This is a genomic window from Aeoliella straminimaris (assembly GCF_024054565.1).
Lineage (GTDB): Bacteria > Planctomycetota > Planctomycetia > Pirellulales > Lacipirellulaceae > Aeoliella > Aeoliella straminimaris.
Map to the genome: position 1 here is coordinate 62,144 of NZ_JAMXLR010000089.1, position 16,703 is coordinate 78,846.

14 protein-coding genes are annotated in these 16,703 nt (G+C 59.7%); 8 read left to right on the forward strand and 6 right to left on the reverse strand.

Annotated features, from left to right (window positions below; genetic code table 11):
- Entirely contained in the window at positions 1-2,076 is a 2,076-nt protein-coding gene (metG, locus tag NG895_RS24675; RefSeq protein ID WP_252855218.1) for a methionine--tRNA ligase, read from the reverse strand.
- Between the two features lie 457 nt (positions 2,077-2,533).
- Here metG and NG895_RS24680 point away from each other — a divergent pair, with 457 nt between their 5' ends.
- Entirely contained in the window at positions 2,534-3,985 is a 1,452-nt protein-coding gene (locus NG895_RS24680; RefSeq protein ID WP_252855219.1) for a trypsin-like peptidase domain-containing protein, read from the forward strand.
- Between the two features lie 212 nt (positions 3,986-4,197).
- Positions 4,198-5,574, forward strand: coding sequence for an MSCRAMM family adhesin (locus NG895_RS24685; RefSeq protein ID WP_252855220.1), 1,377 nt, complete (start codon positions 4,198-4,200; stop codon positions 5,572-5,574).
- Between the two features lie 15 nt (positions 5,575-5,589).
- Here the strand turns inward: NG895_RS24685 and NG895_RS24690 are convergent, their stop codons facing one another.
- Positions 5,590-6,054, reverse strand: coding sequence for a RidA family protein (locus NG895_RS24690; RefSeq protein ID WP_252855221.1), 465 nt, complete (start codon positions 6,052-6,054; stop codon positions 5,590-5,592).
- A gap of 20 nt (positions 6,055-6,074) precedes the next feature.
- Positions 6,075-6,467: a phosphoribosyl-AMP cyclohydrolase gene (gene hisI, locus NG895_RS24695; protein WP_252855222.1), complete on the reverse strand. Its 393-nt coding sequence runs from the start codon at positions 6,465-6,467 to the stop codon at positions 6,075-6,077.
- A 309-nt stretch (positions 6,468-6,776) separates the two neighbouring features.
- Here hisI and NG895_RS24700 point away from each other — a divergent pair, with 309 nt between their 5' ends.
- Both NG895_RS24700 and NG895_RS24705 read left to right on the forward strand, forming a co-directional pair.
- Positions 6,777-7,367, forward strand: coding sequence for a glycosyltransferase family 2 protein (locus NG895_RS24700; protein ID WP_252855223.1), 591 nt, complete (start codon positions 6,777-6,779; stop codon positions 7,365-7,367).
- A gap of 621 nt (positions 7,368-7,988) precedes the next feature.
- Positions 7,989-8,519 (forward strand): hypothetical protein, encoded by a 531-nt coding sequence (locus NG895_RS24705; RefSeq protein WP_252855224.1) that lies wholly within the window; start codon positions 7,989-7,991, stop codon positions 8,517-8,519.
- Between the two features lie 256 nt (positions 8,520-8,775).
- Here the strand turns inward: NG895_RS24705 and NG895_RS24710 are convergent, their stop codons facing one another.
- Positions 8,776-9,687 carry an Fpg/Nei family DNA glycosylase gene (locus tag NG895_RS24710; protein WP_252855225.1) on the reverse strand — a complete coding sequence of 304 codons (912 nt, stop codon included), beginning with the start codon at positions 9,685-9,687 and terminating at the stop codon, positions 8,776-8,778.
- Positions 9,688-9,795: 108 nt separating this feature from the next.
- On the opposite strand from NG895_RS24710, the gene NG895_RS24715 reads away from it, so the two are divergent.
- Both NG895_RS24715 and feoB read left to right on the forward strand, forming a co-directional pair.
- Complete coding sequence (locus NG895_RS24715; protein ID WP_252855226.1) at positions 9,796-10,062, forward strand: FeoA family protein; 267 nt, start codon at positions 9,796-9,798, stop codon at positions 10,060-10,062.
- Positions 10,059-12,098 carry a ferrous iron transport protein B gene (feoB, locus tag NG895_RS24720; RefSeq protein WP_252855227.1) on the forward strand — a complete coding sequence of 680 codons (2,040 nt, stop codon included), beginning with the start codon at positions 10,059-10,061 and terminating at the stop codon, positions 12,096-12,098. The genes NG895_RS24715 and feoB overlap by 4 nt, the downstream gene beginning before the upstream one ends.
- Positions 12,099-12,201: 103 nt before the next feature.
- On the opposite strand, the gene NG895_RS24725 is transcribed toward feoB, so the two are convergent.
- Together NG895_RS24725 and NG895_RS24730 are read right to left on the reverse strand one after the other, a co-directional pair.
- Positions 12,202-14,412, reverse strand: coding sequence for a FecR domain-containing protein (locus NG895_RS24725; protein ID WP_252855228.1), 2,211 nt, complete (start codon positions 14,410-14,412; stop codon positions 12,202-12,204).
- A gap of 35 nt (positions 14,413-14,447) precedes the next feature.
- The gene (locus NG895_RS24730) at positions 14,448-15,068 is read right to left on the reverse strand and encodes a sigma-70 family RNA polymerase sigma factor (protein ID WP_252855229.1); all 621 of its coding nucleotides are present in this window, start codon (positions 15,066-15,068) and stop codon (positions 14,448-14,450) included.
- 301 nt (positions 15,069-15,369) lie between these two features.
- Here NG895_RS24730 and NG895_RS24735 point away from each other — a divergent pair, with 301 nt between their 5' ends.
- On the forward strand, positions 15,370-16,287 hold the full coding sequence (locus tag NG895_RS24735) for a DUF1559 domain-containing protein (protein WP_252855230.1): 918 nt from the start codon (positions 15,370-15,372) through the stop codon (positions 16,285-16,287).
- Positions 16,284-16,700, forward strand: coding sequence for a hypothetical protein (locus NG895_RS24740; protein WP_252855231.1), 417 nt, complete (start codon positions 16,284-16,286; stop codon positions 16,698-16,700). The genes NG895_RS24735 and NG895_RS24740 overlap by 4 nt, the downstream gene beginning before the upstream one ends.
- Positions 16,701-16,703 lie beyond the last annotated feature (3 nt).

A 16,703-nucleotide genomic window follows, 5' to 3' on the forward strand; every position in this document is an offset into this window, starting at 1 on the left:
CTAGTGCACGCGTTGGCCGACCTTGGCACCTTCGTCGGGCGAAAGCACAAACACCTCTTCGCCGCCGGGTCCGCTAGCGACAACCATTCCTTCGCTCAGACCGAACTTCATTTGGCGAGGGGCGAGATTGGCCACGCAGACGATCTTGCGTCCGATCAGCTTCTCGGGATCGTAGGCAGCCTTGATGCCGGCAAATACTTGCCGGTAGACGCCGCCGCCCAATGAGAGCTTGAGCCGCAGCAGCTTGCGGGCTTCGGGAACCTGCTCGGCCTCCACGACACGAGCCACTCGCAGGTCGACCTTCAAAAAGTCGTCGAATGTGCACTCTTCGGCCAACGGCTCGGCATCCAGGCAGTCGCCTGGGTCGTTCCACTTGTCGGTGGTTTCGGTTGCAGAAGTTTCCGACTCGGGAGCGCTGTTGGCGGCGGATTCCTCTTTGGATTCTTCAATCATGGCGTGAACCTTTGTCTCCTCGACGCGTTTGAGCATGTGCTGGAACTTGTTGACCTGGGTACCCGTGAGCGGCGATTGTGCCTGGTCCCAACTTGTAATCGGATCGTTGAGCAGCTCACCGGTCTGTTCGGCCAGCTTCGGCAGAACAGGAGCCAGGTATACGACGATCTGGCGGAATAGATTGAGCGCCACGCTGCAGATGTCCTGTAGCCGCTCGGCTTGCGACTCGTCCTTGCGCAACTCCCATGGCTTGTTCTCTTCGACGAACGGATTCGCCCGATCGGCAAGCGCCATGATCACCCGCATCGCCTTGTTGTAGTCGCATGCTTCGTACGCCGCGGCAATCTCCTCGCCCGCCTCTGCAGCCGCTTTGAACAGACCGCCATCGTCGGGATACTGATCGGACAAACCGGTTTGAGAGACGAACTTCGCGCTGCGACTGGCTAGGTTAACCACCTTGCCCACCAGATCAGTGTTTACCTTGGCGATAAACTCGTCGATGGACAAATCGAGGTCGTCGACCTTGCTGGAGAGTTTCGAAGCGTAGAAGTAACGCAGGTAGGCCGGGTCCAAGTGCTTGAGGTACGTTCGCGCGGCGACGAACGTGCCTTTGCTCTTCGACATCTTCTCACCATCGACGGTCAAGAAGCCGTGAATGTGCACCTTGGTCGGCAGCGAGAAGCCGGCCGTCTTGAGCATGCCGGGCCAGAACAGCGTGTGGAAGTACGTGATGTCCTTGCCGATGAAGTGGTGCACTTCGCAGTCGTCGGACCGCCACCAATCGTCGAAGTTCTCTCCCTCGCGCTCGCACCACTGTTTTGTGGAGGCCATGTAGCCGATCGGAGCGTCAAACCAGACGTACCAATAGTTGCCGGGCGAGTCGGGAATTTCAAAGCCAAAGTATGGGGCAGGGCGGCTGATGTCCCAATCGCGTAGCGGTTCGGGCTTGTCGGCCTCGCCCAAGAAGTGCCCGCGGAGGTAGTTCGCGATCTCCGGCTGCAGTGCACCGGAAGTCTGCGTCCACTTGTCCAGGAAACCGTGCAATTGCTCGAGCTCGATGAATTCGTGCAGGGCGGTGCGAGTCTCGGGCGTCGTGCCACTCAGGGTGCTGACGGGATCGACCAACTCAGCCGGTGTGTAGGTAGTGCCGCAGCTGCTACAGTTGTCGCCTGGTTGGTCGGTAGCCCCGCACTTGGGACAGGTACCACGGACGAAGCGGTCGGCCAGGAAGGTGTTGGCCTGCGTATCGAAGAGTTGTTCGACTTCCTGCTCTTTCACCAGGCCGGCATCGCGAATCGATTTCCAAATCTCTGCACACAGCACGCGGTTCTCGGGACTATGCGTGCTGCCGTAATTGTCGAACTCGATGTTGAAATCGCCGAAGTCTCGCTGATGGTCTTCGCTCACCCTCGCAATGAACTCCTCCTCGCTGACGCCGGCCTTTTTGGCCGAAATCATGATGGCCGTGCCGTGCGTGTCGTCGGCACAGAAATAACGACAATCGTTGCCGCGGAGCTTCTGGAATCGGACCCAAATATCGGTCTGCAGGTACTCGACCAGGTGGCCGATGTGGATCGGCCCATTGGCGTAGGGCAGGGCGGAGGTAACGAGAATTCGACGCATGAAATAAAGGGGCGAGGATCGAGGGTTCAGGAGCGAGGGGCGAAGCGCTTGCTAGCGTGCTCGGATTGTAACCCGCCAGTCCGCTGGCGACGAGGCACGCCCCGCGACGAGCACTTTTTGCCCAAAATTGACTAGTTTCGGATAACACTCTTGTCGCAAGACAAAGCCCTTGAAAAGTGGTTCGCTTGGGCATTATGTGTTTGGCGGGCGGGTGCATGCTAGCAGTGCACTTTTCAGAATGATCTTGCCACTTTTGTTAAAGTCCGCGACATTGCCGCCCCTGGCCGGCAAACGGACAGCTTGGTTGCTGTTCGATCGGCCAGTGAACTCGATGTCACGCACCGTTGTTCGGCTAGCTTGGCCTTCGCAGGAAGCGAATGCCCGGTCTGGCGAGTCCCAGCTTAGGGGCAAGGGCAACGGGTGGGCGGTTGCAACACGGATTCCAAGGAGGGAATCAATGGCTCGACAAAAGTTCTCCCACAAATGGTACGTCGCGGCACTAACCCTGGCGGCAATAGTTCTCGCGGTGCCGGCCAGTGCCAAGACCGAGTTGTGGGTGTTCTCCAGTCCTTACTGTGGCCCGTGCCAACAGCTGAAACCAACGCTCGCCGCGATGGAGAGCGAGGGCTATCCCATTCGCCACGTCGACATCATGGAGCACCCGGCGTTAGCTTCTCGCCATCGCGTGGACCGCGTTCCTTGCCTGATCATGGTGCAAGATGGCCAGGAAGCGGCTCGACAACTCGGCGGCGATCGCAACAGCATCCAGCGCATGTTCGCTGCCGCAGGTGTAAGGCCAGGACAGCGCCAGCCTACCAAGCCCATGGGATGGGATGGCGGGGCTCAAGCCGCGCCTTCGCTGCCCAATCGCCCGCTGGAGGAGACAGGTCTCGCGGGCCCTCCCAACGAGGTGCCGCCAGGACAGGGCATCGCCAAGAAACTGCTGGAATCGAGCGTTCGCATCACCGTGGAAGACTCCACCGGCAAGTCGTACGGCACCGGCACCATTGTCGACACGCTGAAAGAGGACGCTCTGATCGTTACCTGTGGCCACCTGTTTCGCTGCGACACCACGCAGCAGCAGTCTTCGAACGAGAAGTTTGAGGCTCAAATCGTTGTCGAACAGTTTACCGTCACTCCCGCCGGACTGGAGGTGAAGGACCGCTCGGTAGGCCAACTGCTGTACTGCGACCTGGATCGCGACGTGGCCCTGGTTGCCTTCCGTCCCACCCAACCCGCTAAAGTGGCGCCCGTGGCCGCCAGCTTTGTCGAAAAAACCAACGACCGCGTGTATAGCGTTGGCTGCGATCGCGGGGCAGACCCCACCGTGCGTGATTCGCGCGTGACAGCCGTCAATCGATACAACGGCGCGCCCAATGTAGAAACATCCGGTGCGCCGGTTCAGGGCCGTAGCGGCGGTGGACTGTTCAACAGCCGTGGCGAATTGATCGGCGTGTGCTTCGCCGCGGACAACGAAGGCGACGAAGGCCTGTACTCGGGCCTCGCCTCGGTGCACGTGGGGCTCGACGCGTTGGGCCTGCAGAACGTCTACAGTCGGCCATCGAGTTCGAGAGGAGTTGCCCAAACCGGTGCATTAACTCCGTTGCCGGACACATCGTCGAACCGACTCGAAGCGCGTGGTCAGACTCCTAGCGAAAACGACCGTTCGATGTCGGTTTTTCCACCGCAACCCGCCGACACGCCGCCTGCCGCCGGAGCGCCTGCCGCTCAGCCGTCGGAACTATCTGGTCGCGAGCGGGCAGCCTTGCAGGAAATTGCGCGTCGCGCCGTGGATTCGGAGGTCACCGTGATCGTTCGTCCGCGGGACCCCAACGGCAAGAGCGTTATTCTTCAGCTAGATCGAGTTTCACCTCAGTTTGTGGAAGAACTTGGCAACGTCATGCGGTAGTACGATCGGCACGGTGCCGTGTGCATGGTGGTACAATCGTCTCAAACCAATCCATCCACAGCAGTCGACCAGTGCCGCTGCGGCCATGCGAAAGGTGGATGACCAGCTCCGATATCCAGATAGTACGTGAGCTACTCTTCAGCACGCCCGGCCTTTATATGAGCGGCCGGGGGAGTTTGCATGGCTGCCACGTCTAGCTGGATCGATCCAAGATGGCCGCGTACATCGCCTTCATCGCCTCGCTGAACCTGTGCATCGGGTATGCGCTGGGGGTGTACATCGGGGTGCTACCAGGCATTCCATCGCGCCGAGATCGTGAAGAAGACCACGAAGAGCCACTTGGCCTGCCCGTGGCCGAGCCCCCCAGATCGCCTGCTGAGCCAGATCCACAGCCGAAACCGGAACCCGCCCCCGAGAAAGTCACGGTAGAGGCACCGGTCGAAGGAGCCCCGGCGCCAGAAATGGACACCGCCGCAGAGCCCGACCAGCCTGCCATAGAAGTATCGTCGAGCGAAGACAGCTACCGGTTTATTCTCGACGGTATTGCTGGCTTCAAACAGAAGCTGGAAACAGTCAGCGGGAAGCTGGCCGAAGCCAAGGAAGATCGCGAGGCGGTGGATGAATTTGCCGACGAGATGAAGCAGGCGAATAACGCCTACCTCGATCAAACGTCCGAGGCGGTGGAATCGCTCAACAGCGCCGACGACAAAGATCTGTCGGCCACTGACGAAAGTGTGCGTGAACTCTTGAACAAACAGACCGATGACGTCCGTCGGGCTAACCAAGAGATCGATGAAATTCTGGCCGACATCGACACCGAGGTCGTGCGACGGAAGCTGATGGAGTCCAACGAGCAACTTCTTGGATCGGCCGCCGAACTGGCAGCGTCAATTCCCGAAACCGCCGATAACGTCAACTCAGCCCAAGCCACTAAAGACGCGGAGCCGGCAAACGAACTATCGTTCGGCCAGAAAACGGAGCCGGACGAAGTGACCAAGTCGAACAAACGATTCATTGCCAGCGAAACGAGCGAAGACGACGACGAAGCCGCACCCGTTCGGTCCGCCAGTGACTCCCTCGCACTGATGGATGAACTGATTAAGTCGATCGACGAGGCGATTGCGGAGCCGGTCGACAACAATCCACTTCAGGTAGCGACCCTGTCGCTGCAGCTCGACGGAGATGACGAACTCGAACACACCCAGGCAATGCTACAGTGTGTTCAAGACATTGTCGCCAAGGAGCTCGGTCCAGGCCAGCGAGTAACAATGACACCCGACGGGGATCTGCTTGTCACGCTGCCAGGGGACAACGTGGCCGAAGCCAACGAGCGCTGCGAACGGCTTCGCCAACAAGTGAAAGAAACGACATTTTGTCGCGCCGACACCAATTTGTACGCATCTCTCGTGTGCTCACTGACCGACACGAACGACGCCAAAGATCATGGTGCGGTGATGTCCCGGCTGAAGGAGTGCCAGGACGAAGCCCTCAAGCTGGGCGAAAGTCGGACGTTCCATCACGACGGCGCGCTGCCCGTACCGGTTCCGCCACTTACGCTGGCCATCGATCCGCAAACCGTCGAGTTCTAAAGCGGCGGCAACACGCTAGCCCACCAGTTCGAACACCGCCTCCACTTCCACGGACATGCCAGCGGGCAACGAAGCGGCGCCCACCGCACTGCGAGCAGCGATACCGCAGTCCTCGCCGAACACTTCCCGCATCAATTCACTGAATCCGTTGATCACGGCCGGATGGTCGGTGAAGTCGGGCGTGGCGTGCACTAAGCCGAAAGTCTTCACCAAGCGGGCCACCCGATCGAGCGAACCGAAATTATCTTTCAAAGTGGCCAACGTGGCGAGGCCCGTTTGCCGCGCCGCCTCGTAACCCTGCTCCACAGTTAGCTGATCTCCCACCCGGCCGGTAGTAAGCTTGCCATCGGGCATCAGCGGTCCGTGCCCCGAGGTATACGCCAGATTGCCCACCACAATCACAGGGCGGTACAAGCCAATAGCCTTGGGGGCGGGAGGCAGTTCCAGGTTCAATGCATCCAATGCGGCTTGAAAGCTCATCGTGGTACTCGAAATTGGTTTTATTCTGTTTGCTTGTAAACTTCGCTGGGATCGAACACCCGCTGGGAAATAATCGTCGCCCCGGCGGGGGTGATCTCCCGAAAGAAGCAAGACGGGTAACCTTCGTGGCAAGCAGCACCGCCCACTTGGTCGACCTCTAACAGCAGGGTATCGCGGTCGCAGTCGATTCGCACTCGCCGCACCTGCTGAATATTGCCGCTCGACTCTCCTTTGCGCCATAGCCCACCACGGCTGCGACTGTAGTACACAGCCCTGCCCGTCGCGAGCGTCTCGTCGTAGGCCTCGCGATTCATGTAAGCCAGCATCAACACTTCACCTGTGCCCACTTGCTGCACCACCACGGGCACGAGTCCGTCAGATTTGGCGAAGTCGGGTTGAACTTCCTGAGACATGGGTTTTAGGCGAATTGCGGGGAGATTCGGAGTCAAAAGTCCTACTAGACTGAGCATACCCGAACGGGTTACCGCCAACCAGCGGTACAATCAGCACTGGCGACACTCGCGCCGGACATTGCGTCCGACCCTCAGCATCCATTCTGGTGGAATTGCTCGCTCAACCCGAGGTTTTTCGCTGGGGTTGAATTTCTTTGGGTGCAAACTCCGATAGCAATTTTACGCACCTCTCAATCGCAAGTGTCCTGGTGCTCGCCCCGCATTGCGCGCCACACCCCTCCCAGTTCCTCGTGGCAGGAGAATCGATCCGTGACTGACAAGCTGACGATTGTGTTACCGGTCCACAACGCCGAAGCAACCCTGGCCCGCGACGTGGCCGATGTGCTGGAGGTGGCCGGCGAGATTGTCCGTGCTATGCAGGTAGTTGTCGTCGACGACGGCTCGAACGACGACACTTACGATGTCGCCAACGAACTGGCGATGCGGTATCCGCAGATCCGCGTCGTCCGTCACGCGGTACGACAAGGGCTGGGAACCGCGCTGAGCTCGCTGCGGCGGGAACTGGCGGGCGAGTTCGTGCTGGTGCATGACGGTGCCTCTCGTATTGATGCCAACCAGATTCGCCAACTGTGGCAGGAACAACAACCGCAACGCCGCGGCAATGGGATCGCAGAGCCGACGAGCATCGACGACCTGCGAGTCTCGACCATGCATGACGCGATGGCATCAGCTCACTCGCGACTTTCCGGCTTTCAGCGACTCATGGCTGCCAGCAGCAGTGACGAACGTCAGCTCGCGCGCCGCGATCAACGGCAGCAGAAGCAGGGTGTCGGCGTGATTCCTCCGCTGCCGCGTCCCAACTTCATGGGAGCGTTGGCCAACTTTGCCTTGGGCGAATAAACCTCGATAGCGACCACGGTGAACCGAAGTCGACCAGTTGGCGGCGATTTCGGAAAAAAAGGCCAAAAAAAGTTGGCTGCGCCATTTCAATACAGTGGCCTTCACCGCGCGCCGCAGAATCCTACAGTCGGGTCGCGGGCGACCGAGGCGATCGTCTCATTATTGAACGGCCGCCCGCAAACCTTTTTTTGTGGGTTTTCTTATCCGGTGATGGCATTCTTGCCCGCCGTTTTTTCGCCTTGTAGTATTGCTTCGGTGAGGGGCGACAACGTCCTCATCAGCCTCGCAGGCAGCGAGGTGTCTGCCGCACAAAGCTCTATGCCGGGCACGCGGCCAACGGCATGACAGTCTCAGATTGGGCTGAGAAACGTCAGGCGAACTAGTATGACGCACGAAGCCGCATGCAGCTTCGGATTTATCTGGTGCTTCTCTTGATTTAAGTGCGTCTATTGATCGCCTTGGTGCGTATCAGTTGGGGACTAAATGGGCCTGAATGAACAGAGAAACCGCACCGACAACTCCATGTTAGTCGGGGCCCAATGCATTTGCGGCTTTCACCTTTTGCGAGGTGCGGCATTTGCATGAGCATCTTTTCCGGAACGAGAGAAGGAGGCAACCAAGATGAGCGTTGCTGACAATTGGGATACCGTGAAGTCGGGAGAAACTCCACTGCCACTGCCATCGACCAACGAGAAACGCCCTCGCCATCGAGTTGCCGAAGTACGTCGGCAACAGGGGGTTTCGGTGCGCAGCATCACGCGCAAGCTGGGGCTTTCTGCCGAAGAGGTACGCCGTCAGGAAGACCCGTACTTTAACCTTACGCTATCGCAGCTAGTGGCCTGGCAACAAGCACTCGAGGTCCCGCTGGCGAGCCTGCTGGTCGACTGCGATGCACCACTCTCCAGCCCCGTGCTTACTCGAGCACGCATGTTGAGAGTGATGAAAACCGCACAGGCCATACATGAATCGACCAAAGACAAAGGCATCGAGCGAATGTCGCTGATGCTCATCGAGCAATTGGTGGAAATCATGCCCGAACTCAAGGGCGTGAGTGCCTGGCACACAGTCGGACAGCGTCGCACCCAAGACGAAGTGGGACGCATTGCCGAACGTCCTGTGTCCGAAACTTTCATCCAGGATTCGCTGCACTAGTGCCAGTCAATCTGGCGCGCGACGTCGCTCGCGACATGTTTGTCGAGTCCCCCATGTCGAAACGACGCCACGGGCATTTGTTCATGGCACTAGCAGCGGGTCCTCACACGGGGCTGGCATCCCCTCCCCGAAGTAGCGGTCGGTTGTGAACTATTAGCTATCTTTGATACGGCACCGACCCAGCCGACCGCTCTTTTGAACGCAAGAGCGACGTCCCAGCAACTGTGGCCAATCAACTGCTCAGGCAATGATTGGTTCATCGATTCTCTTCATCTCCCATCAGTTTTTCCCAGTCGCCTTTGAGCAGCCGCGACAACGAACGATCGGCCAGCAGCTTTCCCTCCGTCTGACACTGGGGGCAATAATTTGTCTCGCGCGTCGCATATCGTATGCGGGCCACCTTGCCACCGCAAACGGGACAGGCCTCGCCGTAGCGACCGTGCACGGCCATCTGCGGACGGAAGGCCGTGACGCGTTCGGGGAATCCATCGCCAACCTCCTCGCGCAGCAGGTCTGTCCAGTGCGTCAACTGGTTGCGGGTTGCTTCGAATAGTCTCTCGAACTCATCTTCCGTCAGCTTGCTGGTCCATTTGATGGGAGACAGCCCCGCAGCATGCAGGATCTCGTCGCTGTAGGCGTTGCCAATACCCGCAAGTATGCGTGGATCGGTGAGTGCCCGCTTGAGGGTGTGGTTTTCGCTGGTCAGTCGCTCGCGGAACTCGGGCAGTGTTGCCCCAGCGACTTCCAGTCCACCCGGATCGAGGGCGTCGACTTCCGTCAGACCTGCTAGCACCACCAGCGACGCTTGCCGTTTGCTGCCTTGCTCGGTGAGCATCAATGTTCGCTCGATTGGGCCGCCGGCACTGCTGGCAAAGTGAAAGGCCGCTAGATCGTTTCTGCCGGTGGGGCGTCGACCAGCGGAACGCTCATGTAAGCGGCCGGCGATCATCAGGTGCATTACCAGATACAGCGAATCGGAGAATGTCCAGACGATGCGCTTGCCAATGCGACGGAAGCCCTCCACCCCGCGCCCAGCTAGCTCATGGATGTCGGGCTCGAAGGTCCGCACGACGAAGGGACTGCGGATATCCACGCGCACTAGCACCCTCCCAGCGTAATGTCGCTGGAGTGCTTCGCAGTACACGGTCACATCAGGCAGCTCTGGCATGAAGTTAGAGTTTACTCGCAGTTTGCCCCTTGCCACACAAATGCGTGGAACGGTACGATAGGAGCTGAATTGAGACGCAGTCTCATTAAAAGCGGCCGCCAAGCATTTATGCCTCCCACCTCCACCCAACCCGCCCGCCTTTCCGAGGCCCCCGCAGGTGGGGTGTTTCGCGTGGTCCGCGTGGATGCCGAGTCGCAGGATGCCGACCGGCTCAAGGCCATGGGAGTGTGCCGCGGACGCCGCCTGTCCCTGATTCAAAACGGCGATCCATTGATCGTGTGTGTGGTCGGGTCACGAGTCGGTATGTCCTCCAGGCTGGCCGATACTGTATACGTCGAGCTCGAGTGTCTTCCTTCCCCTCCATCTGAAGCATGAGCACTGCCGCGCCAGCTCCAACGCCGACCAAGGACGCGCCGTTACCGGTTGCGAACGATTCGGGCAGCGCCGCGCGCGGACCTGTAATCGCTCTGGTGGGCAATCCTAATTCGGGCAAGACCTCGCTGTTCAACCGCCTCACTGGTCTTCGCGCTCAGACCGCCAACTTTGCCGGCACCACGGTCGAACACCGTCGCGGCCGGGTGCGCATCGCCGGCCATTCGGCCGAGCTTATCGATCTGCCTGGCTTGTACAGCCTGGATGCCACGACGCCCGACGAGCGCGTCGCCCGTCAGGTCGTTGTGGGCGAAGGTCCCGTAAAGCCGGACGCCCTGGTGCTGGTGATCGACGCCACGAATCTCGAACGCAACCTGTTCCTCGCCAGTCAACTGATCGAAGCGTCGCGGTCCACCGAGCGGCCGATGCTAGTGGCGCTGAACATGATGGACCTGGCCACCAAGCATGGCGTTCATATCGACCGCAAAAAGCTCGAACACGACCTCGGTTGCCCGGTGCTGCCTGTCTCGGCCCGCTCTGGCGAAGGATTCAGCGAACTGAACTCGGCCATCGGCAAGTTAGTAGGCTCGCCAGTGGGGCTGCCGGTGCAAACGCAGTGTGCCTGCTCGGGGTGCGCTGGTTGCGCGTTCTCCCGGCGGTACGATTGGGCCGAGTCGGTGGCTCGACGCGCGGCCGGTGATCCTTCGGTCACGTTGGGACGCACTACCGAGAAGATCGATCGCTTCCTGACTCACCGAGTGGTAGGACTCATTGGCTTTGCCGCCGTTATGTTTGCCACGTTCTGGACCATCTACAGTCTGGCCTCCTATCCGATGGACTGGATCGAGGGACTCACGGCCTCGGCTGGTGACCTGCTGGGCCGCTGGCTGCCGGCCGGCGACTTCCGCAGCCTGATTGTCGATGGCATCATCGGCGGTGTGGGTGGCATGCTGGTATTTCTGCCACAAATCTGCATCTTGTTTTTCATGCTGTCGCTGCTCGAAGACTCTGGCTACCTGGCACGTGCCGCGTTTGTGATGGATCGGCTGATGCAGCGCGTGGGCCTGCCCGGCAAGGCGTTTGTGCCGATGCTCTCGGCGCACGCTTGTGCCATTCCCGCGATTATGTCGACCCGCGTCATCGAAGATCGCCGCGACCGACTGGCCACGATTCTGGTGCTGCCGCTGATGACCTGCTCGGCTCGGGTGCCCGTGTACGCCTTGGTGATTGCACTGTTGTTTTCCAATAGTCCAGTGATGGCCGCCACGGTGTTCACCGCCGCTTATGCCTTAGGCATTGTCGCAGCCTTGGCCATGGCATGGTTGTTCAAGCGAACGCTGCTGCCCGGCGAGACCCGTCCACTGGTGATCGAACTGCCCAACTACCGCCTGCCTTCACTGCGCAACGCCCTGCTGCAAACGTACGATAGGGCTACGGTGTTCATCAAGAACGCCGGCACGACCATTCTGCTGATCACGTTCGTACTGTGGGCGGCCTCTACCTATCCCAAGACTTCCTTTGAGGACCTGACTGCCGAGCAGCAAACGACCATCATCCAACTTGAAGAAGTTGGCGACACCGAAACTGCCGAACATTTGATGGCCGAGTACTCGCTGGAAGGTTCGATTACCGGCCACATCGGCCAGACCATCGAACCAGTGTTCGCCCCGCTGGGATTCGATTGGAAGATGAGTATCGGCGTGGTTAGCTCCTTTGCGGCCCGCGAGGTGATCGTCTCCACGCTGTCGGTACTGTACGGCCTGGGGGACGAAGTCGACCACGACCAAACGGCCACACTTACCGACCGCCTGCGTCACTCCACTCACACCGATGGAACCAAAGTGTTCTCCACGGCCGCTTGCTTGAGCCTGCTGGTGTTCTATGTACTTGCCATGCAGTGCCTGCCTACCCAAGTAGTAACCAAGCGCGAAACCGGCAGCTGGCGCTGGACCGCCTTCCAATTCGGCTACATGACGGTGCTGGCCTACGGCGCGGCCCTGGTGACCTACCAGACCGCTGCGGCGTTTGGTTTGGGCTAGGGTGGTTTCGCCGCCGGCGAGTTGCTATCCGTCGATGCGGGCGGACAAAGCAGCGGACCTACACGACAGCAAGTCAAACCGGTGCACCTAAGAGGACAACGCTCTAGGGCATCGGCCGAGCGGGAGCCGTCCCCAGTTCGAAGATGTCGATTTCGGTCAGGAACGTCGAGCGATCGGCGTATTCGAGCACCCATAGCAGGTGGCGATAGGGACCGATGCCCTCCTCGCCCGCTGATAGCACGCTGGCGTGCAGCCCGCCAGGGTCGAGCACATCGGTGTTCACGATGCCGATGAGTTCCCAACCTTTGGCTCCGGCGGCGGTTTCGAAGTCGACCGGCGGCATCTTCTCCGATTGGGAACCCCAGACCGTGAAGTTCTGGAAGCTACGATCGAGCCAATGCACCGAATAAGTGCGGATGGACTGCAGCTTCGTAGATTGTTTCAAGTCGATAGAGAAACGCCCCTGGCCATTGTACCAGAAGTTGTGTTTCAGGTCGTCGTAGGAGTCGGCAAGCAGGCCATCGTTAAGAGCCGGCGCGACATTGCCTTCCAGCACGGTCGTATCGGGATGGGGTAGCAAAAGTCCATCCAGCGTTTCGGCTCGGAACAAGAGTCCGTTCTTCACGGCCCCAAAATCGTTGGCCGTGGGCAGCCCCATCATCAGTTCGCCATACTGCATGCCTCGCTCGATCTCGCAGATGGTCGCGGGTTCGGGCAACAGTCCGCGATGGATCAGACCCGATCCGATCTTCGGCTGATGATTAGCGACCGGTTCGTCTCGGGTGCTCAGGGCTTCCTCCAGCGGTACGGCCACAATGCCATACATCACCCGCCAATGGATCGGAGGATCGAGCGCGCCCAGCACAACGGGATGCGGATTCGGAACGTCGACATACCACACCGAGCAAGAACGCTCGAGGCTTACTCCGGGCCCCTCGCCCAGCTGCTGCCACGATCGCTCCACCGAGAAAGCGTCTTCATCGATGCCCACATCGTAGCCGGTATCCGTGAACTCGCTGCGAAGCCACCCGGGAATGCTCAATCGATTGTCGAGCAGCACGAACAAGCGCGCGGGCCGGGCCAGGTCGACGGTCACCTGGATACGATCCTGCACTTTGTCGTCGCAAAACGGCATCACGTAGTCGCCGCCTCGCAGCACTCTGGGCAGACCATACTTGGCCGAAATGCCATTCCATTGGTACTTGCGGTCGACAAACGCCCCGGCATCCTCGCGGAAGCCATTGTGGACAATCTGGTACGCCTTCGAGGTGTCGCGTGTCGATAGGTTATCCCACACGTCGCGAATGACCGGACCGGCATCGGGCAAGATGGCGGGTGTCGTGCCGGGCAGCGGGTAGTCGGAGCGCGTAACCGACACGATTCGTTCGGCGAGACCTTCCTGCGTGACACGCAACGCGTTGCCTTCGGTGAGCAGTTGGCTTCGCGACGGTTTGTGGAGCGGAATAGTACTGCGGCTTTCTTCTGCAGTGGGCAACTGGCGGTACTCCATCGCTACCTTTCCGGAGAACACGACCGTGTCGGTAACTCCCGAATCGTCCACCGATACACCAAACTCGGTGCCCAGGTCGGTGACCTTTGAATTGGGAGTGTCGATACGAAATCCGTGGGCCGATTCTGCAACGCGAGCGGTCAGCGTTCCCTTACTCAGCTCCGCTCTCATCGGCGAGACCACACTCAATTCGGCTGGCCCCATCAGCAGGACGTCGACGCCACAATCGAAGTGCAAGAAGGTGATTTTGTCGTCGGTCGAGATAGTGTCCCCCACACGAACCGGCTTGCGATGTTTCTCTAGACTCGCGAGCACTTCCTGCGGAGGTACACCGACCACCAATGTACCCACCTGCTGGGAAGCGGCCGACTCGTTGGCGGCAACTTCCTTATCGGAGGGCTGGGGTGCGTCGTCGTCGCCATTCCAGACGAACAACGCCAGTAGCAGGCAGGCTGCGACGCCCACGCTCCAGAACAGGCCACGGGTCTTTGGTGACAAATTCCAGGGACCCGTTCTTAACGAAGACCGGTGGTCGGTCGGACCATCCTCCAGGTCCGCGGCGTCCTGCAACTCGTGTGCAGAGCCGTGCAGCGTGGCGACTCGATCGACCAGTTGAAAGTGCCGCTGCAGAACGGCTTCGCCGGCCATGAAGTCGCAGGTCAGCTCGCGAGCTTTCTCGTCGCGGAGCAGTATATCGTTCAATTGGTCGAGTTGCTCGTCAGTCGCCTCGCCCAGCGCAACGGTGGCCAGTAACGCTTCGAGTGCGCTTCGATCCGGCGTCGCATTGTCGGGTTGGTTATCCACGGTATCTTGTGATACGCTCGTGTGATTCTAGGCCACTACAGTTGATCATCAATCGCCAGACGCCGGTCGATACAGTGCTCCAAGGCGCGGCGGATTCGCAAAAACAGGCTCTTCACAGCATCGACGGTTCTGCCGGTCTTGGTGGCCACCTGTTGGACGGATTGTTGCTGTGCGTAGCGAATCTGCAGGAACTCGCGGTTCCGCTCCGGAAGCTCTTTGATGCATTCCATCAGGGCGCGGCTGCGGCAGCTTGTCTCGGGGGTTCGCTGGGCCGCCACGTCCATCAGTAGTTCGACCACCTCGGGCGAGAACGTATGCCGGTCGCGACGCCTTTTCCGCATGAAGGCGAGCACCTCGTACTTGGCGACCCCGATAGCCCACGGCAGAAACGGAGCCTTGGAGTCAAAAACGGTAGCCTTCTTCCACAGCGCGATGTTAGTGGCCTGCAACACGTCGAGCGTGTCGGGGTGGTTGCCCAGCGACGACATTATAAAAGCCTGCAGGTCGACTTGGTGGTCCGTCAACAGGCGAATGAAGACATCGACGCTTTCATTGCCTCCACCACCAGCGTCGGAAATTTGCTTGTCGTCCATCTGCTCGGTGCCGCACCCGTCGAGAGAAGATTCTGCGTACGAAGCTTGGTTGGGTATGCCCATAGTTAAGGCCTCAATCCATACTCTGCCGACGGTGGCTGGATGGTGGCGAAAAAGGTGATCAAAAAGTCGAAAATTCCGCGCCGTGGGGCATGGTCGCGAATCTCTACGGTCGATGTTAGCGATCTTTTCAAGAGTGCAACTTTTTTCGCCACCTCCGACCGGGTACCGGCAGAGTCTCCCATAGAACGGTCAGGCGGCCTCGTTTCCGATTTTCTCCTCAATCGGCTCGATATGCGCTGCCTGCTTCTGCAGGTTTCCTTTTTTACTGTCCAGCCAGACGGATAGCCGTCCCATCGCAACTATGGATAAACGAGAGCGCGGTTTTACTTTGGTCGAACTCCTGGTGGTGATCGCCATTATCGGTATCCTGGTCGCCTTGCTACTTCCTGCGGTGCAGGCGGCTCGCGAGTCGGCCCGGCGTGCCCAGTGTACCAACAAGCTGAAACAACTGGGCCTCGCGGTCCAGAATTACATCTCCAACCACTCCGGCGCGTTGCCGCCAGGTTCTCCCGGTCAGGGCAGGCACGGCGCGTTTACCTACCTGCTGCCCTATCTCGAGCAGCAGGCTCTGTTCGATCGCATCGACCTGGATCGCACCACCTATCAGTCGTACAGCGACCCGATGCGGATGGAGATCGTACCCGGATTGGTCTGTCCGAACTATCCCGAGGAACCCGTGTTGAGAAGACCTGGCAGTCCCAACTCCGAAGGGGCACTGTCAACTTATCAGGGTACAGGGGGCGCCTTCGTTATCCCCCGACAGCCGCGGGAGTCGTCACCCCGGTTTGGCGACCTGCCACTCAATGGTGTTTTCGGCTGGGGGGATGGCGGGCGCAAGTTGCGCGAGGTCGTCGATGGCACCAGCAACACCCTGCTGTTTGGCGAATTCGTTCACGTCGACCGTTTGCCTGGTGCGTACTCCGACTTGCCCGGCAACATTCGGCCCTGGATGGCCATCCCGACGCTTTCCAGCCCAGACGACAAGGTCAGCTACCAATTCAAGGTCGCTGCGTTCACGCCCAATACGCCGGTTGATCGCGAGGCCGATGAGACGCCCTTCAATCACTTGCCATTTACGAGCCTGCACCCCGGAGGAACCAACTTCGCGGTGCTCGACGGTAGTGTGCAGTTCATCGTCGACGACATCAACCTAGATGTCTTCCAAGCCGCCTGCACAGTCGACGGTGGAGAGATCGTATCCATGGGGGACCTGCATTGAGCAAGCCCACTCGAATCCTGTACGGCCTGCTCGGCCCGTCGCTATTGGTAATCGCTGGATGTGGTGCCAGCGATGAATACGCGCCCGTCAGCGGGCAGGTGTTCTACAAGGGGCAGCCGCTCAACACCGGTGTCGTCATGTTTCAGCCAGCCAGCGGACCGATTGCGCGAGGTCGCATCCAATCCGATGGGACCTTCCAGCTGGAAACCCTGGGCGAGGCTCCCGGAGCCCGGATTGGCGAGAATAAAGTGCGCATCTCCGCCCGCCAGGCACCTGCCGACCCGAACGCCGCCGAAGTAGGGCTCGGCAAGCTGCTTATTCCTCGGCGGTACACCGACTTCAGCACCAGCGGACTCACCATCGAGGTCGAGCCCGATCGCACGGAACCTTACGTTTTCCGACTGACCGATTGAAGC